Below are 23,660 nucleotides of genomic sequence, written 5' to 3' on the forward strand. Positions count from 1 at the left end.
GTGTCTTTCGTCGACGACGTGGTCAGCGTCCTCCCCCGGCCCCTGCGGGAGATCGCCTACCGCCACCACGAGCTGATCAAGTTCGCCATCGTCGGCGCGACGACCTTCGTGATCGACAGCGGGATCTTCTACTTCCTCAAGCTGACCGTGCTGACCGAGAAGCCGGTCACCGCGAAGATCATCTCCGGCGTCATCGCCGTGATCGCCTCCTACATCCTGAACCGCGAGTGGTCGTTCAAGAACCGCGGCGGCCGGGAGCGCCACCACGAGGCGCTGCTGTTCTTCGGGGTCAGCGGCGTCGGCGTGGCGCTGAGCAACATCCCGCTGTGGATCTCCAGCTATGTCTTCGACCTGCGGCAGCCGAACGTCAGCTTCACCGTCGAGAACATCGCCGACTTCGTCAGCGCCTTCATCATCGGCAACCTCCTCCAGATGGCCTTCCGGTTCTGGGCGATGCGGCGCTGGGTCTTCCCGGACGAGATGACCGAGCTGGAGGCGGAGCTCGAGGAGCTCATCGAAGAGGAACAGCTCGGGCAGGCCTGACCGGCTGTCACCGCACAATCTCAGCGCGGCTCGGGCACCGCGCCCGTCGCCCGCGTCGGCGTCCACGACCCGAGGAACACCGCGAACAGCGCGGGCCTGCGCCGCTGCAGCTCCAGACGGCCACCGTCCGCCTCGATCAACGCGCGCGCCAACGCCAGGCCGACGCCCGTCGACCCGCCCGCGGAGAAGCCACGATCGAAGATGTGCGGCGCCAGCTCGTCGCGCACGCCCTCGCCTTCGTCGGCCACCTCCACGCACACCAGCGGCTCGCGGGCATTGCCGGGACGGACCGTGCGCACCGACACCGTGCAGGTGCCGCCGCCGTGCATCAACGCGTTGTCGATGAGCACCGTCACCGCCTCCCGCAGACGCGACGCGGTGATCGGCGCGCGCAGCGATTCGTCGCCGGTCAGCACCAGCTCACGCCCCGCCTCGGCGAACGGGTGCTTCCACTCGGCGACCATGCCGCACAGCTCGTCCATCACCGGGATCGGATCGCGGTCGGCCGCGTCCTCGTCGCGGGACGCGCGGACCAGTTCGTCGATGGCGTCGGTGAGCCGGTCGACCTGGGCCATCGCCTCCTCGGCCTCGTGCACCACCTCGGGATCGGCGTGCGCGGAGAGTTCGTCCAAGCGCAGCCGCACCGCGGTCAGGCGGCTGCGCAGCTGATGGGAGACGTCGGCGACCAGCGCGTGCTCGCGTTGCAGACGGCCCGCGATCTCGACGGTGGCCGAATCGAGCACATCGGAGACGCGGTCCAGTTCGGAGATGCCGTGGCGGCGCGGGTCGGCGCGGAAGTCGCCCATCGCCAGCCGCGCCGCGCGCGCCGCGACGTCGCGCAGCGGATCGGCGACCCGGCGCGCGGTCACCACCGCGACCGTCACCGCCGCGCCGAGCGAGGCGAGCACGGCCAGCGCCACCACCGCGACCGCCTGCCGCTGCCGCGCGTGCATCGGCGCGGCGGGCACCTCCAGCCGCAGCGATCCCGACGTGCCCATGGACAGCGATTCCACCAGTGGGTCGGGCACCGAGTCCGCGCCGATGTCGAGGCGGGAGGCGTTGTCCTGCGGGCTCGGGTAGACGATCGTGAGCTTGCCGTTCTCCGGCACCAGCGGCCGCACCACGCGCACATCCAGACCGCCGCGCACCAGGCCGTCGGCCTCCTCCTGGGCGATGACCTCGGCGGCGATCCGGTCCAGCCTGCTCTGCAAGTCGTTTCGGGTGATGTCCTCGACCCACAGCCAGGCCGTGTAGGTCAGCGGCACACCGAGCACGACCGTGGTGAGTGTCAGCACGGTCAGCATCGACCGCAGGATCCGGCGTCGCACGTCAGTCGGTGTTCAGCCGGAAGCCGACGCCGCGCACCGTGACGATGCGCCGCTCGGCCATCGGCCCCTCGTCGCCGATCTTGCGGCGCAGCCAGGACATGTGCATGTCGAGCGTCTTGGAGCCGCGCAATTCGGCGTCGCCCCAGACCTCGCGCAGGATCGTCTCGCGCGGCACCACCTGACCCGCGCGGTCGATGAGTACCTTGAGCAGCTCGTACTCCTTGTTCGCCAGACCGACCTCGACGCCGTTGACGAGCACCCGGCGCGCGGCGGGCTCCAGCCGGATGCCGCCGACCTCGACCGCCTCGTCGCCGATTCCACTGCGGCGCAACAGCGCTCGGACCCGGGCGAGCAGTTCCGCGAGCCGGAACGGCTTGCCCACGTAATCGTCGGCGCCCGCGTCGAGCCCCACCACGAAATCGACCTCGTCGGTGCGCGCGGTGAGCATCAGCACGGCAAGGTCGGCGCCGCGGGCGCGCACCTGCCTGCACACCTCCAGCCCGTCCATGCCGGGCAGGCCGAGATCGAGGATCAGCAGGTCGTGATTGCCCTCGAGCGCGCGGCGCAGCACGGCGGGGCCGAAGCTCTCCACGGTGACGTGATAACCCTCGCGCCCCAACGCGCGCGACAGCGGGGCGGCGATGGCCTCGTCGTCTTCGGCCAGGAGTACGGCGGTCATGGAAACAGATTACGGATCGCGGGCGCGAACGCCCGACTCACCGATAACCGCCCGCCGGGCCGAACCCGTGCTGGTGGCTCGACCTGTCTACTTCGAACACCTGGTGGTAGAGCAGCGCGTGCACATCCTGCACGCTGGGGATGTCGTCGTATTCGAGCGGCTCCTCCGAGGACGAGCCGATGATCAGGGTGCCGGTGCCGAGCATCCGGTCGAACAGCCCGTGCCGGAACTGAACGCTCGAGATGCGGCTCATCGGAATGTCGATGCCGGTGTGGGTGAGCACGCCCTGGCGCACGAGGACGCGCCGGTCGGTGATGATGAAGTGGGTCGTCCGCCAGCTGAGAATCGGTGCGACACAACGCCATAGGACGATCGCGAACCAAATGGCGAAGATCAGGGCGAGCACGACGGTCGTGGCGGTGCCGACGGTGTTGCGGTACGCCAGTCCCCCGGCGAAACCGGCCAGCGCCGTGGCCCCGATGAGCGTCACGATGGGCCAGAAGAGCATCTTCCAATGCGGATGGCGATGGAGTATCAGCTGCTCGTCGGGGGCGAGCACATCCTCCGGATAACCCATGCTCGGAACACTACCCCGGCAAGATGCCAGAATGCCTGACACCGGCTCCGGCGTGCTGCACAATCGTCTGCTTGCGGGGGGATCGCTGCACTGGCTGTTTCGCATTGCGCACGACCCGGTTTCCGCCCTTGCTCGAAAGCTCGGCCCCGATTCAGACGACAACCGCTCGGCATGACGTGCACTGACGACTGTGGAGGCGTGTGTGACCAAGGATCTGACCCAACTCGAAATCCTGACCGAACTCGAACCGGTGGCCGAGCAGAACCTGAACCGGCACCTGTCGATGGCCAAGGACTGGCATCCGCACGACTACGTGCCGTGGGACGAAGGGCGCAACTTCGCGGCGATGGGCGGGGTCGACTGGGAACCCGAGCAGTCCCGATTGAGCGACGTGGCCAAGGCCGCGATGATCACCAACCTGCTCACCGAGGACAACCTGCCCTCCTACCACCGCTTGATCGCGGAGAACTTCTCCCAGGACGGCGCGTGGGGCAGCTGGGTCGGCCGCTGGACGGCCGAGGAGAACCGGCACGGCATCGTCATGCGCGACTACCTGGTCGTCACCCGCGGCGTGGATCCGGTCGCGCTGGAACAGGCCAGGATGATCCACATGACCCAGGGCGTCGACGCGCCGCCGGATTGGGACGGATTCCTGGTCAACGTCGCCTACGTGACCTTCCAGGAGCTGGCCACCCGGGTCAGCCACCGCAATACCGGCAAGGTCTGCGAAGACCCGATCGCCGACCGCATGTTGCAGCGGGTGGCCGCCGACGAGAACCTGCACATGATCTTCTACCGCAACATGTGCGGCGCGGCCCTCGATCTGGTTCCCGACCAGGCGATCATGGCACTGACCAGGGTGCTCACCAGTTTCGTCATGCCGGGCGCCGGGATGCCGAACTGGCGCCGCAACAGCGTGCTCATGGCCAAGCACGGCATCTACGACCTGCGCCAGCATCTCGACGAGGTGGTCTCGCCGGTGCTGAAGAAGTGGAACGTCTTCGAGCGCAACGATTTCGGGCCGCGCGGCGAGCAGGCACGGGAACGGCTCGGTGAGTTCATGGAGAAGCTCGCCCGCGACGTGCTGAAGTTCGAGGAGCAGCGGGACCGCATGCTCGCCAGGGAGGCGGCGAAAGGGGACTTGCAACCTGCGTGAGTTCCCAGTTCCCGCAGCGCGGTTCAGTAGTCGGCGCGCAAATGGGTGACGTCGCCCGCCGACACCGCGTCGTCTCCGATCAGCAGACGTCCGGTCTGGTCGATGCCCGTCGCGACGCCGGTGAGAACCTGCCCGCCGGGCAGTTCGGCGCGCACGTCCATGCCGAGCGTGGCGCAGCGCTCGCGGTAGGCGGCGGCCAGATCGCCGGTCGCCCAGGCCGCGTCGCGCCAGGCGGTGAAGCGGCGCGCGAACTCCGTCAGCAGCGATCGCGCTACGCGGGTGCGGTCGGTCTGCGCCGCGCCCGCCAGCGCGAGCGAAGTGGCATGCGGCACCGGCAATTCCGCCTCGGTGAGGCCGACGTTCACGCCGACGCCGATCACCACCGCGGGAACGTCGCCGCTCGCCGCCACCTCGGCCAGAATGCCCGCGACCTTGCGGCCGCCGATCAGAACATCGTTGGGCCACTTCAACATCGCGTCCACACCCGCCGTAGTGCGCAGTGCGTCCACCACGGCGATACCGGTCAGCAGCGGCAGCCAGCCGAGCACCGCGGGCTCGATGCCGGGCAGCCGCACCAGTATCGACATCGCGATCTGCGCCCGCGGCGGGCTGACCCAGGTACGCGCGTGCCTGCCGCGGCCCGCCTCCTGGGTCTCGGCGATCAGCACGCGGTGATCCTCGGAGGTCGCGGCCGTGGCGATCAGATCGGCATTGGTGGAACCGGTGGATTCCACCACCTCCACCCGCGCGAAGAAGTCCGCGTAGTCGCTCTCGGCGAGGCCGCGCCGCAACAGTTCGGCATCCAAAGGCGGGCGGTGCGCGGAATCGGGCGGTGGCGTCTGCACGAACCGCAGGCTACTCGCTCCCGTCCCGGACTCGGGACGGGAGCGATCGGGCTCAGCCCGCGAGGTCGTAGCCGGCCATGATGCCCGGCTCTCGCTCCCCGCGCGCGGTGCTGTCGGAGGTCGACTCCTCTTCCTCGAATTCTGGATCGAAGATGGTCGGTTCGGCCTCGCGTACTCGCCAACTCGTCGACGCCGCCGCCGCGGCGTATTCGGCGACGGATCTACCCCACTCCCACATGTCTGGCTCCTCCCCATGAGCCGAAAAATGGACTCCCGCAGGGTATCCGGCCCCACCGTTCACCCGAAACCGATTTTTCGCTCGGAACCCCCTCCGAGCCCTGCCGACCTGGGCTTTTCTACTCGCGGGTAGCCCACCGTGGGTTAGAAAGACCGACTGCTACTGGTTACACTCCGAGCCATGACGAGTGTCCAGCAGCAGTCCGCATCCGGTTCGGCGGGCGAACCCGATATCCACACCACCGCCGGGAAGCTGGCCGACCTGCGGAATCGGCTGGAAGAGGCCAAGCACCCGATGGGTGAGGCCGCGGTCGACAAGGTGCACGCCAAGGGCAAGATGACCGCCCGGGAACGCATCCTCGCGCTGCTGGACGAGGGCTCTTTCGTGGAACTCGACGCGCTCGCCCGGCACCGCAGCGTCAACTTCGGGCTGGAGAACAACCGCCCGCTCGGCGACGGCGTGGTGACCGGTTACGGCACCATCGACGGCCGCGACGTCTGCATCTTCAGCCAGGACGTCACCGTCTTCGGCGGCAGCCTCGGCGAGGTGTACGGCGAGAAGATCGTCAAGGTGATGGACCTGGCGCTCAAGACCGGCCGCCCGCTGATCGGCATCAACGAGGGCGCGGGCGCGCGCATCCAGGAGGGCGTCGTCTCCCTCGGCCTCTACGGCGAGATCTTCCACCGCAACATCCAGGCCTCCGGCGTGATCCCGCAGATCTCGCTGATCATGGGCCCGGCCGCGGGCGGACACGTCTACTCGCCCGCGCTCACCGACTTCGTGGTGATGGTCGACCAGACCAGCCAGATGTTCGTCACCGGTCCGGACGTCATCAAGACGGTCACCGGCGAGGACGTCACCATGGAGGACCTCGGCGGCGCGCACACCCACATGGTCAAGTCCGGCGTCGCGCACTACGTCGCCTCCGGCGAGCAGGACGCGCTCGACTACGTCAAGGACCTGCTCAGCTACCTGCCGAGCAACAACCGCGCCGAGGCGCCGCGCTTCGCGCCCACCGACCCGATCGACGGCGCCATCGAGGACTCCCTCACCGAGGAAGACCTCGAGCTGGACTCGATCATCCCGGACTCGCCGAACCAGCCGTACGACATGCACGAGGTGATCCGTCGCCTGCTCGACGACGACGAGTTCCTCGAGGTGCAGGCCGAGCGCGCGATGAACATCATCGTCGGCTTCGGCCGCATCGACGGCCGAAGCGTCGGCATCGTGGCCAACCAGCCCACCCAGTTCGCCGGCTGCCTCGACATCGACGCCTCGGAGAAGGCCGCGCGCTTCGTGCGCACCTGCGACGCGTTCAACATCCCGATCATCACCCTGGTCGACGTTCCCGGCTTCCTGCCCGGCACCGGCCAGGAGTACAACGGCATCATCCGGCGCGGCGCGAAGCTGCTCTACGCCTACGGTGAGGCCACTGTGGGCAAAATCACCATCATCACCCGCAAGGCATACGGCGGCGCCTACGACGTCATGGGTTCCAAGCACATGGGCGCCGATGTGAACCTGGCGTGGCCGACCGCTCAGATCGCCGTGATGGGCGCTTCCGGCGCCGTCGGATTCGTCTACCGCAAGCAGCTGCAGCAGGCCGCCAAGGACGGCAACGACGTCGATGCGCTGCGGCTCGAGCTGCAGAACGAGTACGAGGACACTCTCGTGAACCCGTACGTCGCCGCCGAGCGCGGTTACGTCGACGCGGTCATTCCGCCGTCGCACACTCGCGGCCAGATCGTGTCCGCGTTGCGACTGCTGGAGCGCAAGATGGTGACCCTTCCGCCCAAAAAACACGGCAACATCCCGCTCTGAGTCAGCGATAACCCCGGTAACCCGCGCACACTGGTTGCAGAGACGCAGTGAGTGAATCCGAGGATGATTACCGCGTCATCCCATTTCGGGTATAGCTATAACGCCCGATGGAGCTAGAGGAAGGATCTGGCACTGTGACGACCGTGGCAGAAGAAGACGTGTTGACCGCCGCCGAATTGGATCTCGCAGTCGACCCGATCGCGGACGAGATCGAGGCGGTCACCGCGGACGCGGCCACCCCGACCGCCGACGCGGGCGAGCAGCCGTTCATTCGAATCGTCAAGGGCTCACCCTCCGACGAGGAGGTCGCCGCCTTGGTGTGTGTGCTGACCGCCGCCGCGAACGCGGCGAGCGCACCGGCCGGCACCGGCCCCGCCGACATGTGGGGGCGTCCGACCGCGATGCACCGCGGCACGTCACCGTTCTCGCCGTACGCCTTCCCGCACCTGTCCCACCTTCGGTGACGACGACGCTGGTTCTCGCGTCCGCGTCACCGGCCCGCAGGGAGGTGCTGCGCTCGGCGGGCATCGACCCGGTGGTGCGCGTCTCCGATGTGGACGAGGACGCGGTCGCCGCGGCCCTGCCCGCCGAGACCACCCCGCAGGCGGTGGTCGTCGAGCTGGCCAGGGCCAAGGCGGTCGCGGTCGCCAGCGTCGTCCCCGAATACGCCGCCGACTGCGTCGTTGTCGGTTGCGATTCCATGCTGCTGGTGGACGGCGTTCTCCAGGGCAAGCCGCACACCCCCGAGGTGGCGCGGGCCCGCTGGGCCGAGATGGCCGGGCGCAGCGCCGATCTGATCACCGGGCATTGCGTGCTGCGGCTGGTCGACGGCGAGATCGTCGCCGAATCCGTGGACTGCAGTTCCACCACGGTGCATTTCGCCAAGCCGGAACCGGACGAGCTGGACGCCTACATCGCCACGGGCGAGCCGCTCCAGGTGGCGGGCGCGTTCACATTGGACGGGCTCGGCGGCTGGTTCGTCGACCGGATCGAGGGCGATCCGTCGAGCGTCATCGGTATCGGCCTACCACTGCTGCGCCGACTGCTTGGCGACGTTGGGGTCGCCGTTGCGCAGTTGTGGCGCCACACGACCCAGTAGCGGCGGCGTGAGGGGCGCTTCCGCGCTGCCGGTCTCGGCGCCGATCGGCACCGAGGCCGCCTCGCGAGTCTCCTGATTCCGGCGGGCCAGGTATTCGAGCCGGGTCACGCACAGCTCGGGTTCCACGAACGGTTGCAGCCGGACGTTCACCTCGCCGCGCGCGCCGTTGCGGTCCAGCACTTCTCTGATCAAACCCAGATGCACACCGCACACCACCTCGGAGTGCGTGCGGGCCAGTTCCCGCAGCGGGCAGGCGGTCATCCGGATCACCGCTTGGCCGGAGTCCTCGGCGGCGGTATCGCGCTCCGGCGCGAATCCGAGCTCCGAGAGCAGCGTCATCGTGACTTCTCTGGCGTCCTCCAGCGACTCGACCGCGTGATCACCGGCGTCGAGCTTGGCGCCCCAGGCGCGTCCGGCCGCGACGGCGGCCTCCGAGCGGCGGCGCGGATCGGGACCGAGCTGGTCGGCGAGCACCTGCGCCAATTCCTGATAGCCCACCGAGCGCTGCACCGCGCTGTAGCCGATGCGCGGACGGCCGCGGCCGCGCGGCGGCTGCTGGAATTGCCGAACCAGGGATTCCTTGGTGAGCACGTCGAGATGAAATCGCACCGTCGTGACGTGCTGTCCGGTGATCCTGGCCAGCTCCTGGGCGTCGAGAGGCTCGCTTGCGCCACGTAGGATCGCGAGCAGTCGCCGCCGCGGCCAAGAATCGGACATAGCTCACCCCTCCTCCCGGGAGACTTTATCGGATGAGGGTGCGATTTATTCGCCCAATCAGCCGATTCGTGATCTGAAACGAGTTTCACAATTGCCTCACATTTAACATCGCTGTGAGACCCGAACCGCCGTAACCACCGTCTACCTCGTGTGAAGGACCCATATCGTGCCCGTCGCCCCGGACTCACATCCCTCATTCGGAACGTACGCACATCCTCACCGACTAGTAACCACAGAGTGGCTGTCGGCAAACATAGGCGCGCCGGGACTCAGGATCGTCGAGTCCAACGAGGACATCTTGCTCTACGACATCGGACACGTACCGGGAGCCGTCAAGATCGATTGGCGCGGTGATCTGAACGATCCGGTCACGCGTGACTATATCGACGGCGCCCGTTTCACCGAACTGATGCGGGCCAAAGGCATCTCACGCGACGACACGGTGGTCATCTACGGGGATCGCGGCAACGCGCAGGCGGCGCATACGTTGTGGCTGTTCACGCTCTTCGGGCACGAGGACGTGCGGCTGCTCGACGGCGGGCGCGAGGCGTGGATCTCCGAGGAACGCGACACCACCTTCGACACCCCGAATCTCGCGGCCAGCGACTACCCGACGGTGCGCCGCGACGACACGACCGCGCGCGCCTTCCGCGAGGACGTGCTCGCCCACCTGGGAAAACCGCTGCTCGACGTGCGCTCGCCCGAGGAGTACTCCGGCGAGCTCACCCCCAAGCCGGACAACCCCGAGGACGCGGCGCTGCGCGGCGGCCACATTCCCACCGCGCTGAACATCCCGTGGGACACCTCGCTCGGCTCGGACGGGCGTTTCCGCTCGCGGGCCGAGCTGGACACCATCTACGCGCCCCTCGACGGCGCCGACGACCTGGTCGTCTACAGCCGCGTCGGCGAGCGCTCGAGCCACACCTGGTTCGTGCTGACCTATCTGCTCGGCTACGAAACGGTCCGTAATTACGACGGCTCGTGGACCGAATGGGGCAATTCCGTGCGGATGCCGATCGCCAAGGGGGCTGAACCGGGCGAGGTTCCGTCGGGAACGACCCGGCGCGGTCGCGGAAAGTAAGGCGTATCTCGACCTTCGCCGCGGCTACGCGCGGAGCTGCGGGCGGACCGCGTGCGACAGCGTTCGGTACGCCGAGCAGGGCTTCGATCACACCGGCTGCGAATGTGTGATGCGCGACCTACTGTTCAGTAGGGCTATCCGAGTTCGGCGTCTGTTGGCAGACTGCCTACACTCGCCCCAGACGAAATTGTCGACAGGGCGCGGAGCCTGCGCGGTGTTCCGACCCCACCGGGAACGGAGCCTGCGCGGTCCCACCCGCGAAGCGACCAGAAGAATGCAACCAGGAGGCTCAGTGCCCAGCCATGCCAGCGCGCGGATCACGAAGGTACTCGTAGCTAATCGAGGCGAGATCGCCGTGCGCGTGATTCGGGCGGCCAAGGACGCCGGCATCGCCAGTGTCGCGGTGTACGCCGAGCCCGACGCCGACGCGCCCTTCGTGAAGCTCGCCGACGAGGCGTTCGCGCTGGGCGGCCAGACCTCGGCCGAGTCGTACCTCGTGTTCGACAAGATCCTCGACGCCGCCGCCAAGGCCGGCGCGGACGCGATCCACCCGGGCTATGGCTTCCTGTCGGAGAACGCCGACTTCGCCCAAGCCGTGATCGACGCGGGCCTGATCTGGATCGGCCCCTCGCCGCAGTCCATCCGCGATCTGGGCGACAAGGTGACCGCTCGCCACATCGCCGAGCGCGCGAACGCGCCGATGGCCGCGGGCACCAAGGACCCGGTCAAGAACGCCGACGAGGTCGTCGAGTTCGCCAAGAAGTACGGCGTGCCGGTGGCGATCAAGGCCGCGTTCGGCGGTGGCGGTCGCGGCATGAAGGTCGCGCACACCATCGAGGAGATCCCCGAGCTGTTCGAGTCGGCCACCCGCGAGGCGGTCGCGGCATTCGGTCGCGGCGAGTGCTTCGTCGAGCAGTACCTCGACAAGGCCCGCCACGTCGAGGCGCAGGTCATCGCCGACAAGCACGGCAACGTCGTGGTCGCGGGCACCCGCGACTGCTCGCTGCAGCGCCGGTTCCAGAAGCTCGTCGAGGAGGCGCCTGCGCCGTTCCTGTCCGACAAGGTGCGCGCCGAGATCCACGAGTCCGCCAAGCGGATCTGCCGCGAGGCCCACTACTACGGCGCGGGCACCGTCGAGTACCTGGTGCAGGGCGAGACCGTGTCGTTCCTCGAGGTGAACACCCGTCTGCAGGTGGAGCACCCGGTCACCGAGGAGACCGCGGGTATCGACCTGGTGCGCCAGCAGTTCCGCATCGCCAACGGCGAGGAGCTGGACATCAAGGAAGACCCGACCCCGCGCGGCCACTCCTTCGAGTTCCGCATCAACGGCGAGGACGCGGGCCGCGGCTTCCTGCCCGCCCCCGGCCCGGTCGAGGTCTACCGCGAGCCGTCGGGCCCCGGCGTGCGCGTGGACTCCGGTGTGGTCGCGGGCAGCGTGATCGGCGGACAGTTCGACTCGATGCTGGCCAAGCTGATCGTCACCGGCGAGAACCGCACCCAGGCGCTGGAGCGCGCCCGGCGCGCGCTGGCCGAGTTCGAGGTCGAGGGCCTGGCCACCGTCATCCCGTTCCACCGCGCCATCGTCGAGGATCCGGCGTTCATCGGTGACGGCGAGAAGTTCGACGTCTACACCAAGTGGATCGAAACCGAGTGGACCAACAACATCGAGCCCTACACCGGTAGCGGTGCCCCGGTCGACGAGGACGAGGACCTGCCCCGGCAGAAGGTCGTCGTCGAGGTCGGCGGCCGCCGCGTCGAGGTCTCGCTGCCCGGCAACTTCACCGTGGGCGCGGGCGCCGCGGGTGCCGCGAGCAACGGCGCCGGTGTGATCCGCAAGAAGCCCAAGCCGCGCAAGCGTGGCGGTGCGGGCGGCGGCGCGGCCTCCGGTGACGCGGTCACCGCGCCGATGCAGGGCACCGTGGTCAAGGTCGCCGTCGAAGAAGGCCAGACCGTGGAAGCGGGCGACCTCATCGTGGTGCTCGAGGCCATGAAGATGGAGAACCCCGTCAACGCGCACAAGGCGGGCGTCGTGACCGGTCTCGCCGTCGAGGCGGGTGCCGCGATCACCCAGGGCACGGTGCTGGCCGAGATCAAGTAAAAACGTAGGCCGCGCCCTTCGGGCCGACCGACACCGCACGAGAGCGGGCGATGGACAACGGAGTCCGCGCCCGCTCTTGTCGTATCGTGTTCCGGTGACCAGCTCTACCGTGGCCGAGATCATCCGCGGCCGCAGCGCCACCGGTTCCCGCGCGGACGGGCATCGTCTCGCGCTCGTCATCGAGGGTGGCGGCAGCCGCGGCGTCTACTCCAGCGGCATGGTGCAGGCGCTCGAGGAACTCGGTCTCTCCGGGGTGTTCGACGCGGTCTACGGCACCTCGGCGGGCGCGATCAACGGCGCGTGGCTGCTGTGCGGGCGGGCCGTGCCGGGTATGCGGTCCTGGTCCGATCCGGAGATCATGCGGCGGGTGATCGATCCGAGTCGGCTGTTTCGCGGCGGCGCCGCCTTCGACGTGCGGTACCTGGTACACCGGGTCTACGACGGCCTGGAGCCCATGGATTTCCCGGCGATCCTGAACAATCCCACGACCTTCCACCCCATCGGCACCGACATCCGCACCGGCAACGCCATCGATCTGCGCCCGCACATCTACGACAAGCGCACCCTCATGCGGGCGCTGCGGGCCAGCGCGAACCTGCCGATCCTGGCCGGTCCGCCCGTCACCTTGGACGGCGTCCCCTACCTCGACGGCGGCATCGCCGAACCGATCCCCATCCACAGCGCGGTGCGCGGCGGCGCGACCCACTGCCTGGTGCTGCGCACCCGCCGCGCCGACGAGTCCCGCCCGCCCGCCTCCCGCCTGCAACAGATGGTCGGCGGCAACTACCTCCGCCTGCGCGCCCCCGGCGCCTACCGGGCCTGGCTGCGCCGCCCGCAACAGGAAGAGGCGGAGAACACCCTCCTAACCTCCCTGGGCGACGCCGTCCTGCAAATCCACCCGCCCGCCGACGCCCCAACGGTCGAAGGCACCGCCCGCGACACCGAACTGCTCACCCGGGCGCTGGAACTCGGCCGTCAGGCGGTCTACTCGGCCCTCGTCCGCGTCGACGCCGCCTGATCGAGACTGTCCGACGCGGTCCCTCCACCGCGCTGCGCTGAGTGAACCTGGTGATCGGTCCGCCCCTCGGCCTTCCGCGGCGTGGCCGCATGGGCGATCTCGGGCCTTTCGCGGCGCGTCACGATGTGGACTACGGACCGATCGGCAGGAAACGGACTGTTATCCGGTTGGCGAACCGGAATCGATTCCCGATCGGCGAATCGAGTGCCCGCGAGGTCGGTGCCGCGACTCAGTCGAGGGCGACGGTGACGCCGTCAGAGAGGACGAAGTCGTGGAGCTCGAGATGGGCCGGGGTGCTGCCGGGCGGCACGTCGAAGACCAGCACGGTGGTGGCCGAGGCGCCGGGGCGCAGTTCGAAGGAGTGGCCGAGGCGGGACTGCATGGCCTGCCAGGCGGTGGCGGTCGTGTCGTGGTCGATGGCGTTGCCCTGGGCGTCGAAGAGCTTCTGGCCGAAGGGCAGGAACCATTTCGTCTCGTCGGAGATGTTGCGGACGGCGAGTGTGACGATCAGGAACGCGCCCTGCGCCGATTGGAGACCGACGCGGGCGACTCCCGACTTCACATCAGTCACCGCGAACTCGAACTTGCCGTCCCGGACCGCGCTGTACGCGGGAGCGGGGCCGTCCGGCTGGTTCGGCGCGGGCTCCGGATGCTCCTCGACCATCGCGGTCGGCGGCGGCGCGGTCGTGGTCTCGTTCCCGCTGACCGCGGCGATCAACGCCAGGCAGCCCGCGGCGAAGACGAAGGGCGCCAAGAAGATCACGACCAACGCCCCGATCGTCTTCCGCAGCACCCCGCCCCGCCTGCGCCGTGGGACCGGCTGCCGGGGCGGCGCCACGTACGCGGGCCCGCGCGACGGCCACACCGGTCCGAGCGATCGGGGCCGCCGAACAATCGGGACCGGCTTGCGCCGGAGGTACCACCGCTTGCCGTAGGGGTGAGAAACGGGCACACCCGGCGCCGGGATCGGTGGCGCATAGCCCAGCGGGGCAGTACCGGACGGGGCACGTCCCCATGCCGAGGCGCCTGGTGAGTTCTGCGGCGCTACACCCGACGCGGCACGGCCCCCGGCGCTCGGCGAGTTCTGGGATGCGACGCCCACCGGCCCGAGGCCCTGCGGCGCGACTCTGGTCTGCACGAGCGTCGGCGTAGGCCCCGGCACGGGCATGACTTTCGTCGGCTTCCGACCACCGGCTGCCGCGTGCTGCGCATCGGCAGCGGCCGCCGCAGAACCTCCGCTCGCCGGAACCGCGGCACCGATCGTCTCCACGCGCGTCGGCGGCAACCCCGGCTGCTGAAGTACCCGAGCCGGGTGCGGCGAACGCGGCTCCTCAGCCGAAACGACCTCGCGCGCCGCACGAACGAACTCCCCCGCGCTGGCGTACCGGTCCCCCGGCTCCTTCGCCATCCCGCGCGCGATGATCGCGTCGAGCGCGGCCGGAACTCCTGGATTCACCGACGACGCGCACGGCGGATCGGTCATGAGGTGCCCGCGCATCTGCTGGGCCGGGTCGGTGTCGCCGTAAGGGCGGCGGCCGGTGAGGGATTCGTAGAGGACGCAGGCCAGCGAGTAGACGTCGGCGCGCGCGTCGGCGTGACCGCTGAAGCGTTCGGGCGCCATGTAGGCCCAGGTGCCGATCGCCAGACCCGTTGTGGTGACCGAGGTCTGGCCCGCGCCGCGCGCGATGCCGAAGTCGATCAGGTAGGTGAAGCCGTCGGGTGCGACGAGGATGTTGGAGGGCTTGACATCGCGGTGGACCAGCCCGGCACGGTGCGCCGCGTCCAGCGCGGTCGCGACCTGCCCGAGGATGTCGAGCGCCACGCGCGGCTGGAGCGGACCGCTCTCGGTCAGCCGCGCGCCGAGGTCGGTGCCTTCCACGAAAGCCATCTCGATGAACAGCCGCCCGTCGACGGCGCCGTGCCGGTGGATCGGCACGATGTGCGGGTCGCGCAGCGCGGCGGCGACCTGGGCCTCGCGCTCGAAACGCGTCCGGTACACCGCGTCGGCCGCGAGCTCGGCGGGCAGCAGCTTCAGCGCGACGCGCCTGCGGTCGGTGGTGTCGTAGGCCAGCCAGACCTGCCCCATCCCGCCCTTGCCGAGGAGCCGTTCCAGCCGATAGCGACCGAATCGCGCCGCTGCCATCGCGAACCTCCCAGTCACCATCGACATCCGCCGCGCCGACGCGGACTCCCGAATGCCGGGGCACACTACCGAAAGTCCAGCTCACGACATCCCTGCCGCGGGCACAGCCTTACAGGGAGCGTACCCGCGCCGACCATCTCGGACAGTGTGAGCTGGCCGACTCCCCGCGGTCCCCGCCTCGCGGCCGAGCCGGGTCGCGCGCGCTAGCCTTTCCCCATGGACGAGCTGCCCGACATCCGGATCGGCACCGCGGAGCGGGAGCACGCGATGCGGCGGCTGTCCGACAACTTCGCCGCGGGTCGTCTCAGCGTCGCGGAGTTCGACGAGCGCAGCGCCGTGATCACCGCGGCGGTGACCCGCGCCGACGTCGACCGTGTCTTCACGGACCTGCCGCCGGAGCCCGCGGCCGTCGCCGCTCCCGCCGGACGCAAGCCCCGGCCGCTCGACGAATGGTCGGCCCGGGCGATGGCCGCGATCCCGATCGTGGCGGTCATCCTGTTCTTCGTCACCGGCAGCTGGCTGTGGTTCCTCGCGATCCCACTGGCCGCCGCCCTCTTCTTCGGCACACGACACGGAAAGCACTGATGGAACCCATCGAGATCAACGCCGGTAGCTGGTACCTGCGCGCACTGCGCGCCGACGAACGGATCGACGACCGCCCGGCGCTCGCCGCGGGCGGCATCACCGATCCCGACTACGTCGCCCAGCGAACCGCTCAGTGGGACAAGGAAACCCATTACTCCTGGGCCGTCTGCGAGCCCACCACGGCGGAGATGGTCGCCGAGATCGTCGTCACCCCGGCCGCCGACGGCACCGCCGAACTCACCGGTTGGTCCAGGGCAGGCTACGAACCCGCCCTGGATGCCGGACGCACGGCAGTCGGCCGATTCGTCGAAGGCGGCTTGGGCCTGCGCTTGGCCGCGACCAGCTGACCGCCGCGCCGATCAATCCCGTCGCGCCCGGTCGAGCAGGATGAGCGGGACGGCGGCCGCGGCGAGCGCGGCGCCGATCCAGTACACCGAGGTGAGCGGGGCGCCATTGGTCAGTGTCGCGGCCGCGAGCACCGGGGTGATGCTGATGCCCAGTTGGAAGGCGGACACGGTGGTGGCGCCCGCGATGGTGGGCGCGTCGGCCGCGATGGCGAACACTCGGCCGTAGAGGGCCGGGTTGAGCACGAACGCCGCGATACCGATCAGGAATACCGCGGGCGGCGCCGCCCAGAGCCGCTCGATCACGGCGACCATGGCGACCGACAGGATGGCGACACCGATCGCGCCGGCGCCCAGCGCGAAGTGCGGGCGCCGATCGGAGATCCGGCCGCCGATGAACAGGCCGAGAAACGCGCCGATCCCGAAGAGCGCGAGGACAGCCGGGATCCAGGCCTCGGCGACCCCGGTGCTGTCGGCGAGCATGGCCGCGAGGTAATTGAACGAGACCATGTACGCAGCGGTGGTCAGAATGGTGATCGCGTAGACGACCCACAGCGACGGTTTTCGCATGGTGGCGAGTTCCCGCGACAGCACCGGCACGTCCGCTGGGTCGGCGACCGAGGTGGTTGCGGGAAGCCCGAATACGCAGGCGACGGCTCCCGAAACCGGGATGGATCGGTTAACGCATGACGCCCGTGTGCCCCGTCGAGTACCGCCCCGGCTGCGGCCAGACCGTGAGCCCGTGTGGTCCGCGCCCCACCGGGATGCGGGCCAGCAGCTTCCACTCGACGATGTCGATCGCGTAGACCTCGCCGTGGTGGCGTCCGGAGGCCCAGAAGATCCGGCCGTCGACGGAGATGTTGCCCATGTCGGGGCTGCCGCCGCCGGGCACGAACCACTTGTGTACCAAGCCGTTCGCCGCGAAGTCCCAGACCGAGATGCTGCCCTCGTGCCGGTTGGTGATGATCATCTGCTTGGAATCGCGGGTGACGTAGAGACCGTGCGCGCCGTCTCCGGTGGGCACGAAGCCCTTGCTCTCGAAGGTGAGCGCGTCGAAGACGTAGAGGCCGCCCGCCGCCATGTCGGCGACGTAGAAGGTGAGCCCGTCCGGCGAGAGTTTCACGTCCTGCGGCTTGCCCGAGCGACCGCCCGCGAGATCGATCGTCTTGATCAGCTTGCGCTCCGCGACGTCGAAAACCTGCATGCGGCCGATGAATTCGCAGCTGGCGAGGGCGAAGCGCCCGTCGGCCGTGAAGTCCATGTGGTCGACGCCCGCGCAGTCGGGCACCGGAAGCGCGTGCACTTTCTGCCAGGTCTTCGGGTCGTAGAAGTCCAGCGACTTGTCCGCCTCGGCGACGACGAGCGCGAACTTGCCGTCGGGCGTGTAGTACATGTTGTAGGGATCGCGGACCGGGAACGGCTCGCCGGGCAGACCGGTGCGCGGGTCGATCGGCCGCAGGCTGCCGCCCCCGATCGGCAGGTCGTTGGTGACGTAGAGCGTCTGCATGTCGTAGGACGGCACCACGTGCTGTGGCTCCTCGCCGCCCGCCGCGAAGGTGTCGATCACCTGGAAGGTGTTCTGGTCGATCACCGTGACGGTGTGCGACTGGCTGTTGGGGACGTACACCAGCGGCCGGTGATCGGCCACCGACGGGCTCAGCTCCCGGTTGGCCGCGTACACGTCGGTCGGCGAGAGCGGCGGCGGCATGCCCGGCAACAGGTTGGCGATCTGCGGGGGCGGCGGCGCCGAGGTCGGCGCCGCGACCGCCGAGGTCGTGGACTCCGCGGCGACGGTGCCTGCCTCACTGGTGGTAGTGCAGCTGGTCACCGCCGCCACGGCGGCCAAGGACGCGAATATCCCGCGAGGTGAGCCGCATCGGTTCACGCGCCTGCACCGTGCCTGTGAGGAGTGAGACGACATGTGAGCGAAGCCTACGGGCCGAACAGCCATTTCACGGCTATCCACGCCGACCCGGGCACGCATCGCATCACTCGACCGAACCGAGCACCCTTTCCAATGCGTCGACGGCGGCGTCCAGCTGCGCCGCGGTGACCGTCAGCGGCGGCCGGAACCGGATCCCGCGTTCGCCGGTGCCGAGGATCAGCACGTTCTCGCGCTCGCGCAGCGCGGTCAGCACCGCGTCGCGCAGTTCCGCCGTCGCCAGGGTGATCGCGCACATCAGGCCGCGTCCGCGCGGCTCGGTGACCCGCGGATGATCCGCCGCGAGCCCCTCCAGCCTGCGCAGCAGGTGCTCGCCGAGCGGCCGGGACGCCTCGATGAGTCCGTCGCGCTCGATCACCTCGAGGATGCGACGGGCCCGCACCATGTCGGTGAGGTTGCCGCCCCAGGTCGAATTGAGCCGGGAGCTCACCGCGAAGACGTGGTCGGAGATCTCGTCGACCCGGCCGCCCGCCATCACGCCGCACACCTGGGTCCGTTTGCCGAACGCGACCACGTCGGGCGCGAGGCCGAATTGCTGGTAGGCCCAAGTGGTTCCGGTCATGCCGACGCCGGTCTGCACCTCGTCGAGGATGAAAAGCGCGTCGTTCTCGTGGCAGAGCTGCTGCACGGCGAGCAGGAATTCCGGGCGCAGGTGCCGGTCGCCGCCCTCGCCGAGGATCGGCTCGGCGATGAAACACGCTATGTCGTGCGGGTTTTCAGCGAACGCACGACGTGCTTGCTCCAGCGCCCGCGCCTCGGCGGCCTCGATGTCGCGCCCCGGGGCCAGGTACGGCGTCTCGATGCGCGGCCAGTCGAACTTCGGGAAGCGCGCGGTCTTGACCGGATCGGTGTTGGTCAGCGACATGGTGTAGCCGGTGCGGCCGTGGAAGGCGCCGGTCAGATGCAACACCTTGGTGCCGAGATCCGGTGACCTGCCGTGGGATTCGTTGTGGCGGCTCTTCCAGTCGAACGCGACCTTGAGCGCGTTCTCCACGGCCAGGCCGCCGCCATCGATGAAGAACAGGTGCGGTAGCCGCGGATCGCCGAGCACGCGGGCGAACGTCGCGACGAACCGCGCCATCTCCACGGTGTACATGTCGGAGTTGGAGGGCTTGTTCAGCGCGGCCGTCGCCAGTTCCGCACGGAAGTCCGGGTCGTCGGCCAGCGCGGGATGGTTCATGCCCAGCGCGTTGGACGCGAAGAAGCCGAACATGTCGAGGTAGGTGCTGCCGTCGCGTTCGTCGACGAGGCGGCAGCCGCGGGAGTTCGTCAGGTCCAGCACCATTTCGAATCCGTCGGCGAGGATATGTGCCGAGAGGATCTCGTGTACCCGGGTCGCGGGGGTGACCGGTGCCGTGTCACCACCCGATCGGGTGCGCTCCAGTTCGATGGTCACACCTGTAGGGTACGAAAAGATTTACGGAATCTCTACAACATTGCGTAGTTATTACGCTCTACGGCTACCTGTCATAGAATGTCTGCAGGATGATGGTGCTGCGTGTCCGGACGTTGGCGGTCGCCCTGATCTCCTGGAGCAGTTGCTCCAGATGCCTCGGCGACGCGACCCGTACCAGCAACACGTAGCTCTCGTCACCCGCCACCGAGTGGCATGCCTCGATACCCGGGATATGTTGCAGCACAGCGGGGGCGTCATCCGGCTGCGACGGGTCGAGAGGAGTGATCGCGACGAATGCCGAGAGCAGCTGTCCAAGTGCTTCCGGATCGACATGCGCGGTGTAGCCGCGGATCACGCCGCGCGCTTCCAGCCTGCGCACCCGAGATTGCACCGCGGAGACCGATAGGCTCGCCTTCTCGGCCAGGTTCGACAGGGTGGCGCGACCATCGGCCATCAGTTCACGAATCAGCAGGCGATCGATGTCATCGAGTACGGGTCTTGCCGGTGTATCCGCCATCAGTGGAGGCTAACCCAGTGAGCGCTGCTCGTGTCGAAAACTTCCACTCGTTCACTTCCGGCAACCTGGTAGCACCGGGTGCACGCCCACAGCGGAAACCAAAGCCGAAGCGGAGCAATCGATGACGAACACCCTTACCGACCAGCTGACCCGCGATCTCGCCGACCGCGCGGCAACCCTGCTGCGTGGCCTCGGCGCCGAGCCGCCCGAGGACGGCGAGCTGACCGCCCGCACCCCCATCACGGGCGGTGTGCTCGCCACCCTGCCCGCCGACTCGCCCGAGTCCGTCGACGCGGCCATCGGACGTGCCGCCGCGGCGTTCGGCGCTTGGCGCACGGTGCCCGCGCCCGTCAGGGCGGCGGTGGTGCGCAGGCTCGCCGAGCTGCTCACCGCGCACAAGACCGAGCTGGCTCAGCTGGTCACCCTGGAGGCGGGCAAGATCGGCCCCGAGGCCGTCGGCGAGGTGCAGGAGATGATCGACATCTGCGAGTTCGCCATCGGGCTCTCCCGCCAGCTGTACGGGCGGACCATGCCCTCCGAACGGCCCGGGCACCGGCTGATGGAGACCTGGCATCCGCTCGGCGTCGTCGGGGTTGTTTCGGCGTTCAACTTTCCCGTCGCGGTCTGGGCCTGGAATACCGCGATCGCGCTGGTGTGCGGCGACACGGTGGTGTGGAAGCCGTCCGAGACCACCCCGCTCACCGCGCTCGCCTGCCACACGCTGCTCCGCCGCGCGGCCGCCGACGTCGGCGCGGATCCCGAAGTGCACCAACTAATTCAGGGCGGATCCGCTGTCGGCGCCCGGCTGGTGGACGACGAGCGGGTCGCGCTGCTGAGCGCCACCGGTTCGGTGCGGATGGGTCGCATCGTCGCGCCGCGGGTGGCCGCGCGTTTCGGCCGCTGCCTGCTGGAGCTCGGCGGGAACAACGGCGCCGTCGTCACGCCGTCGGCCGATCTGGAGCTGGCCGCCCGCGCGATCGTGTTCGCCGCCGCGGGCACCGCGGGGCAGCGCTGCACCACGCTGCGGCGGCTGATCGTGCACGCCGACGTGGTCGGGCCGCTGCTCGATCGGGTCGCGAAGGCGTATCAACAACTGCGCGTTGGCAATCCGCTCGACGCGGGTGTGCTGGTCGGCCCGCTGATCAACGAATCCGCGCACACCAGCATGCGGGCGGCGATCGAGCGCGCCCTCGCCGACGGCGGCGAGCTGATCTGCGGCGGCGAACCGGTGCCCGGGTTCAGCGAGCACGCCCACTACGTGCGCCCGGCCATCGTGCGGATGCCCGCCCAGACCGCCGTCGTGCGCGAGGAGACTTTCGCGCCGATCCTGTACGTGCTGACCTACCACGACTTCGACCACGCTGTCGCGCTGCACAACGCGGTGCCGCAAGGACTTTCGTCCGCGATCTTCACCGGCGACCAGCGCGAGGCCGAACGCTTCCTCGCCGCCGACGGCTCCGACTGCGGCATCGCCAACGTCAACATCGGCACCTCCGGCGCCGAGATCGGCGGGGCGTTCGGCGGCGAGAAGCACACCGGCGGCGGCCGCGAATCCGGATCCGACTCGTGGAAGGCCTACATGCGCCGCGCCACCAACACCGTCAACTACTCCACCGAACTACCACTCGCCCAGGGCATCCAGTTCGGCTGAAACCGCCTCCGACCAGGCGATTAGGCGCCACGCCCCGCCCGTGTGTAAGGTTGAGAACACCGACGCGGGGTGGAGCAGCTCGGTAGCTCGCTGGGCTCATAACCCAGAGGTCGCAGGTTCAAATCCTGTCCCCGCTACTAGGAAGCGGCCCGGAACATCAAGTTCCGGGCCGCTTTTTTGCGTCTGGCGGCCCCTCCGTCCTAAGTGTTACCGTTGGTAACAGTAGTTATGGCATCCGACGAAAGGGGGCCGGCAATGGGGCTCGCCCACTCTGCCGCTGACCTGCTCGAGCGTGTTCGCGATATCGAAGACGCCGAGTACACGGCGAAGTTGACGACGCTGTCCGAAGGGTCGGTGGAGCGGCACTTCGATCCGTACGTCGACATCGAGTGGGATTCACCGGAATTCGCCGTCGATCCGACCGACCGGCGGTGGATCCTGCCCGAGGCCGATCCGCTCGGGCGGCACCCCTGGTACAAGGCGCAGCCGGAGGAGCGGCAGATCGCCATCGGAATGTGGCGGCAGGCCGGGATCGCGAAGGTCGGACTGCACTTCGAGCAGTTGCTGATTCGCGGGATCATGCAGTACGCGGCCGGGCTGGACAACGGCGATCCGGAGTTCCGCTACATCACGCACGAAGCCGCCGAAGAGTGCAATCACACCCTGATGTTTCAGGAGATGATCGACCGGATCGGCATGGATGTCGTCGGCATGGGGTCGATCGATCGCAAACTCACACTGGCGATCTGGCCGGCCGTGACGTACTTCCCGGCGCTGTTCTTCACCATGGTCCTCGGCGGAGAAGAGCCGATCGACCACCTGCAGAAGGCGATCCTGCGCTCCAGCGCGCAAATGCATCCCATGGTCGCCAGGGTGATGCAGATCCACGTCGCCGAGGAGGCGCGCCACATCTCGTTCGCGCACGAGTACCTGCGCAAGAACGCGCCGCGCCTGGACCCGGTCCGCAAGACGGCGCTCTCGCTTCTGACGCCGATCGTGATGCGCGTGATGTGCGAGATGATCATGACGCCGCCGGTCGAGTTCCGCCGCGAGTTCGACATCCCGAAGTCGGTGATCGACGACTTGTACTGGCGCAGCGAGGAATCCCAGGCGACCCTGCGCGGCATCTTCGCCGACGTCCGCGCCCTCGCCACGGACTCCGGCCTGATGAACCCGGTGGCCAAGCTCGCGTGGAAACTCTGCGGAATCGACGGCCGCGCCAGCCGCTACCGCAGCGAACCCGAACGCTGAGGAATCCGTTCCTCGCCCGACTCGGCAAGATGCCTCTCGGGGTCGACATGTGCTGTGGCCGATAGTATTTCGTCGTGAGCGCTATCTACCACACCTCGGATTGGCCCCGCGACTCGGCGCGGCTGGCCGATCGGCTGGTGGCCGAGCTGCCGTCGGAATTGCGGTTGGATTTCACCGGTGCGTCGCTGGAACGGCTCGAGGCCGAGCTTCTGCGGCGGTTCTCCGACCCCGCCGAGCTGACCTCGGCCGAAGCACGGCCCTTCTACGAAAGTGTGTGCGCGTACTTCGGCGAGGTGATGGTCCGCTACGGGGGATCGTGGGGTTGGTCCACGAAGTGGGACGACACCGATCCACCGGTGGTGATGCCGGATGAAGACGTCGATCTCGAACCCCTGTCGACGTGGGAGGTCGTGATCCGAGCGGTCCGGGACCGCGGCGGCAAGGAGTTCATCACCGTCTGGGAATTGTGGGACGACGCCGAAACGGACCAGATAGACCGGGCGATCGAAGAGGCCGAGGACGCCGAGTGGGATCGGGACATCGAAGAATGGGAATCGGAAGACTGACTGACGCCCGCTGAAGCGCGAGAACCGGAGCCGCACTGTCGAGGTCGGCACGGGGACCACTCGCG

The 23,660-nt window shown here is 68.7% G+C and carries 25 protein-coding genes and 1 tRNA gene; 15 read left to right on the plus strand and 11 right to left on the minus strand.

Going from position 1 to position 23,660, the window contains the following annotated elements:
* Positions 1 to 543: a GtrA family protein gene (locus FB390_RS00505; protein WP_141807177.1), complete on the plus strand. Its 543-nt coding sequence runs from the start codon at positions 1 to 3 to the stop codon at positions 541 to 543.
* A 20-nt stretch (positions 544 to 563) separates the two neighbouring features.
* Here FB390_RS00505 and FB390_RS00510 read toward each other — a convergent pair whose 3' ends face one another.
* From FB390_RS00510 to FB390_RS00520, 3 genes are read right to left on the minus strand one after another with little or no spacing between them, the layout of a single operon-like run.
* Positions 564 to 1,871 carry an ATP-binding protein gene (locus FB390_RS00510; protein WP_141807178.1) on the minus strand — a complete coding sequence of 436 codons (1,308 nt, stop codon included), beginning with the start codon at positions 1,869 to 1,871 and terminating at the stop codon, positions 564 to 566.
* Position 1,872: 1 nt separating this feature from the next.
* Positions 1,873 to 2,550, minus strand: coding sequence for a response regulator transcription factor (locus tag FB390_RS00515; RefSeq protein WP_067787709.1), 678 nt, complete (start codon positions 2,548 to 2,550; stop codon positions 1,873 to 1,875).
* A 37-nt stretch (positions 2,551 to 2,587) separates the two neighbouring features.
* Positions 2,588 to 3,127 carry a PH domain-containing protein gene (locus FB390_RS00520; RefSeq protein ID WP_141807179.1) on the minus strand — a complete coding sequence of 180 codons (540 nt, stop codon included), beginning with the start codon at positions 3,125 to 3,127 and terminating at the stop codon, positions 2,588 to 2,590.
* Positions 3,128 to 3,158: 31 nt separating this feature from the next.
* Between FB390_RS00520 and FB390_RS33335 the strand changes: the two genes are divergently transcribed.
* Positions 3,159 to 3,302, plus strand: a complete 144-nt coding sequence (locus FB390_RS33335; RefSeq protein WP_185756899.1) for a hypothetical protein — start codon at positions 3,159 to 3,161, stop codon at positions 3,300 to 3,302.
* A gap of 27 nt (positions 3,303 to 3,329) precedes the next feature.
* Positions 3,330 to 4,283 (plus strand): acyl-ACP desaturase, encoded by a 954-nt coding sequence (locus tag FB390_RS00525; RefSeq protein ID WP_141807180.1) that lies wholly within the window; start codon positions 3,330 to 3,332, stop codon positions 4,281 to 4,283.
* 23 nt (positions 4,284 to 4,306) lie between these two features.
* Here the strand turns inward: FB390_RS00525 and FB390_RS00530 are convergent, their stop codons facing one another.
* Together FB390_RS00530 and FB390_RS34030 are read right to left on the minus strand one after the other, a co-directional pair.
* Positions 4,307 to 5,128 carry a biotin--[acetyl-CoA-carboxylase] ligase gene (locus FB390_RS00530; protein ID WP_246123790.1) on the minus strand — a complete coding sequence of 274 codons (822 nt, stop codon included), beginning with the start codon at positions 5,126 to 5,128 and terminating at the stop codon, positions 4,307 to 4,309.
* A 52-nt stretch (positions 5,129 to 5,180) separates the two neighbouring features.
* On the minus strand, positions 5,181 to 5,366 hold the full coding sequence (locus FB390_RS34030) for a hypothetical protein (RefSeq protein ID WP_246123791.1): 186 nt from the start codon (positions 5,364 to 5,366) through the stop codon (positions 5,181 to 5,183).
* Positions 5,367 to 5,546: 180 nt separating this feature from the next.
* Between FB390_RS34030 and FB390_RS00535 the strand changes: the two genes are divergently transcribed.
* From FB390_RS00535 to FB390_RS00545, 3 genes are all read left to right on the plus strand, one after another.
* Positions 5,547 to 7,187, plus strand: coding sequence for an acyl-CoA carboxylase subunit beta (locus FB390_RS00535; RefSeq protein ID WP_141807182.1), 1,641 nt, complete (start codon positions 5,547 to 5,549; stop codon positions 7,185 to 7,187).
* Between the two features lie 134 nt (positions 7,188 to 7,321).
* Complete coding sequence (locus FB390_RS00540) at positions 7,322 to 7,651, plus strand: acyl-CoA carboxylase subunit epsilon (protein ID WP_246123792.1); 330 nt, start codon at positions 7,322 to 7,324, stop codon at positions 7,649 to 7,651.
* The gene (locus FB390_RS00545; protein ID WP_141807184.1) at positions 7,648 to 8,286 is read left to right on the plus strand and encodes a nucleoside triphosphate pyrophosphatase; all 639 of its coding nucleotides are present in this window, start codon (positions 7,648 to 7,650) and stop codon (positions 8,284 to 8,286) included. The genes FB390_RS00540 and FB390_RS00545 overlap by 4 nt, the downstream gene beginning before the upstream one ends.
* On the opposite strand, the gene FB390_RS00550 is transcribed toward FB390_RS00545, so the two are convergent.
* Positions 8,212 to 9,003, minus strand: coding sequence for a helix-turn-helix transcriptional regulator (locus FB390_RS00550; protein ID WP_141807185.1), 792 nt, complete (start codon positions 9,001 to 9,003; stop codon positions 8,212 to 8,214). The two genes, FB390_RS00545 and FB390_RS00550, sit on opposite strands and share 75 nt — an antisense overlap.
* A gap of 166 nt (positions 9,004 to 9,169) precedes the next feature.
* Between FB390_RS00550 and FB390_RS00555 the strand changes: the two genes are divergently transcribed.
* The 3 genes from FB390_RS00555 (at position 9,170) to FB390_RS00565 (ending at position 13,200) form a co-directional block, all read left to right on the plus strand.
* Positions 9,170 to 10,084, plus strand: coding sequence for a sulfurtransferase (locus tag FB390_RS00555; RefSeq protein ID WP_141807186.1), 915 nt, complete (start codon positions 9,170 to 9,172; stop codon positions 10,082 to 10,084).
* Positions 10,085 to 10,376: 292 nt separating this feature from the next.
* A complete protein-coding gene (locus FB390_RS00560) occupies positions 10,377 to 12,182 on the plus strand; it encodes an acetyl/propionyl/methylcrotonyl-CoA carboxylase subunit alpha (RefSeq protein WP_141807187.1) in 1,806 nt (601 codons plus the stop codon).
* Positions 12,183 to 12,276: 94 nt separating this feature from the next.
* Positions 12,277 to 13,200 carry a patatin-like phospholipase family protein gene (locus FB390_RS00565; protein WP_246123793.1) on the plus strand — a complete coding sequence of 308 codons (924 nt, stop codon included), beginning with the start codon at positions 12,277 to 12,279 and terminating at the stop codon, positions 13,198 to 13,200.
* 229 nt (positions 13,201 to 13,429) lie between these two features.
* On the opposite strand, the gene FB390_RS00570 is transcribed toward FB390_RS00565, so the two are convergent.
* Positions 13,430 to 15,343, minus strand: a complete 1,914-nt coding sequence (locus FB390_RS00570) for a serine/threonine-protein kinase (RefSeq protein ID WP_141807188.1) — start codon at positions 15,341 to 15,343, stop codon at positions 13,430 to 13,432.
* Positions 15,344 to 15,559: 216 nt separating this feature from the next.
* Here FB390_RS00570 and FB390_RS00575 point away from each other — a divergent pair, with 216 nt between their 5' ends.
* A complete protein-coding gene (locus FB390_RS00575; protein ID WP_141807189.1) occupies positions 15,560 to 15,928 on the plus strand; it encodes a DUF1707 SHOCT-like domain-containing protein in 369 nt (122 codons plus the stop codon).
* A complete protein-coding gene (locus FB390_RS00580) occupies positions 15,928 to 16,275 on the plus strand; it encodes a hypothetical protein (RefSeq protein WP_141807190.1) in 348 nt (115 codons plus the stop codon). The genes FB390_RS00575 and FB390_RS00580 overlap by 1 nt, the downstream gene beginning before the upstream one ends.
* Before the next feature lie 12 nt (positions 16,276 to 16,287).
* Here the strand turns inward: FB390_RS00580 and FB390_RS00585 are convergent, their stop codons facing one another.
* The 4 genes from FB390_RS00585 to FB390_RS00600 form a co-directional block, all read right to left on the minus strand.
* On the minus strand, positions 16,288 to 16,872 hold the full coding sequence (locus FB390_RS00585; protein ID WP_185756900.1) for an MFS transporter: 585 nt from the start codon (positions 16,870 to 16,872) through the stop codon (positions 16,288 to 16,290).
* A 79-nt stretch (positions 16,873 to 16,951) separates the two neighbouring features.
* Positions 16,952 to 18,109 (minus strand): YVTN family beta-propeller repeat protein, encoded by a 1,158-nt coding sequence (locus FB390_RS00590; RefSeq protein WP_141811461.1) that lies wholly within the window; start codon positions 18,107 to 18,109, stop codon positions 16,952 to 16,954.
* 151 nt (positions 18,110 to 18,260) lie between these two features.
* Positions 18,261 to 19,610, minus strand: a complete 1,350-nt coding sequence (lat, locus tag FB390_RS00595) for an L-lysine 6-transaminase (RefSeq protein WP_141807191.1) — start codon at positions 19,608 to 19,610, stop codon at positions 18,261 to 18,263.
* A 64-nt stretch (positions 19,611 to 19,674) separates the two neighbouring features.
* Entirely contained in the window at positions 19,675 to 20,127 is a 453-nt protein-coding gene (locus FB390_RS00600) for an Lrp/AsnC family transcriptional regulator (protein WP_040686931.1), read from the minus strand.
* A 121-nt stretch (positions 20,128 to 20,248) separates the two neighbouring features.
* On the opposite strand from FB390_RS00600, the gene amaB reads away from it, so the two are divergent.
* The 4 genes from amaB to FB390_RS00620 all read left to right on the plus strand — a co-directional run bounded on the left by amaB (position 20,249) and on the right by FB390_RS00620 (position 23,595).
* Positions 20,249 to 21,778, plus strand: a complete 1,530-nt coding sequence (amaB, locus tag FB390_RS00605) for an L-piperidine-6-carboxylate dehydrogenase (RefSeq protein WP_141807192.1) — start codon at positions 20,249 to 20,251, stop codon at positions 21,776 to 21,778.
* A 63-nt stretch (positions 21,779 to 21,841) separates the two neighbouring features.
* Positions 21,842 to 21,915 (plus strand) — tRNA-Met (locus FB390_RS00610).
* 118 nt (positions 21,916 to 22,033) lie between these two features.
* The gene (locus FB390_RS00615; RefSeq protein WP_141807193.1) at positions 22,034 to 23,029 is read left to right on the plus strand and encodes an AurF N-oxygenase family protein; all 996 of its coding nucleotides are present in this window, start codon (positions 22,034 to 22,036) and stop codon (positions 23,027 to 23,029) included.
* A gap of 74 nt (positions 23,030 to 23,103) precedes the next feature.
* A complete protein-coding gene (locus tag FB390_RS00620) occupies positions 23,104 to 23,595 on the plus strand; it encodes a hypothetical protein (protein WP_141807194.1) in 492 nt (163 codons plus the stop codon).
* Positions 23,596 to 23,660: the final 65 nt, after the last annotated feature.

The organism is Nocardia bhagyanarayanae (assembly GCF_006716565.1).
Classification (GTDB): domain Bacteria; phylum Actinomycetota; class Actinomycetes; order Mycobacteriales; family Mycobacteriaceae; genus Nocardia; species Nocardia bhagyanarayanae.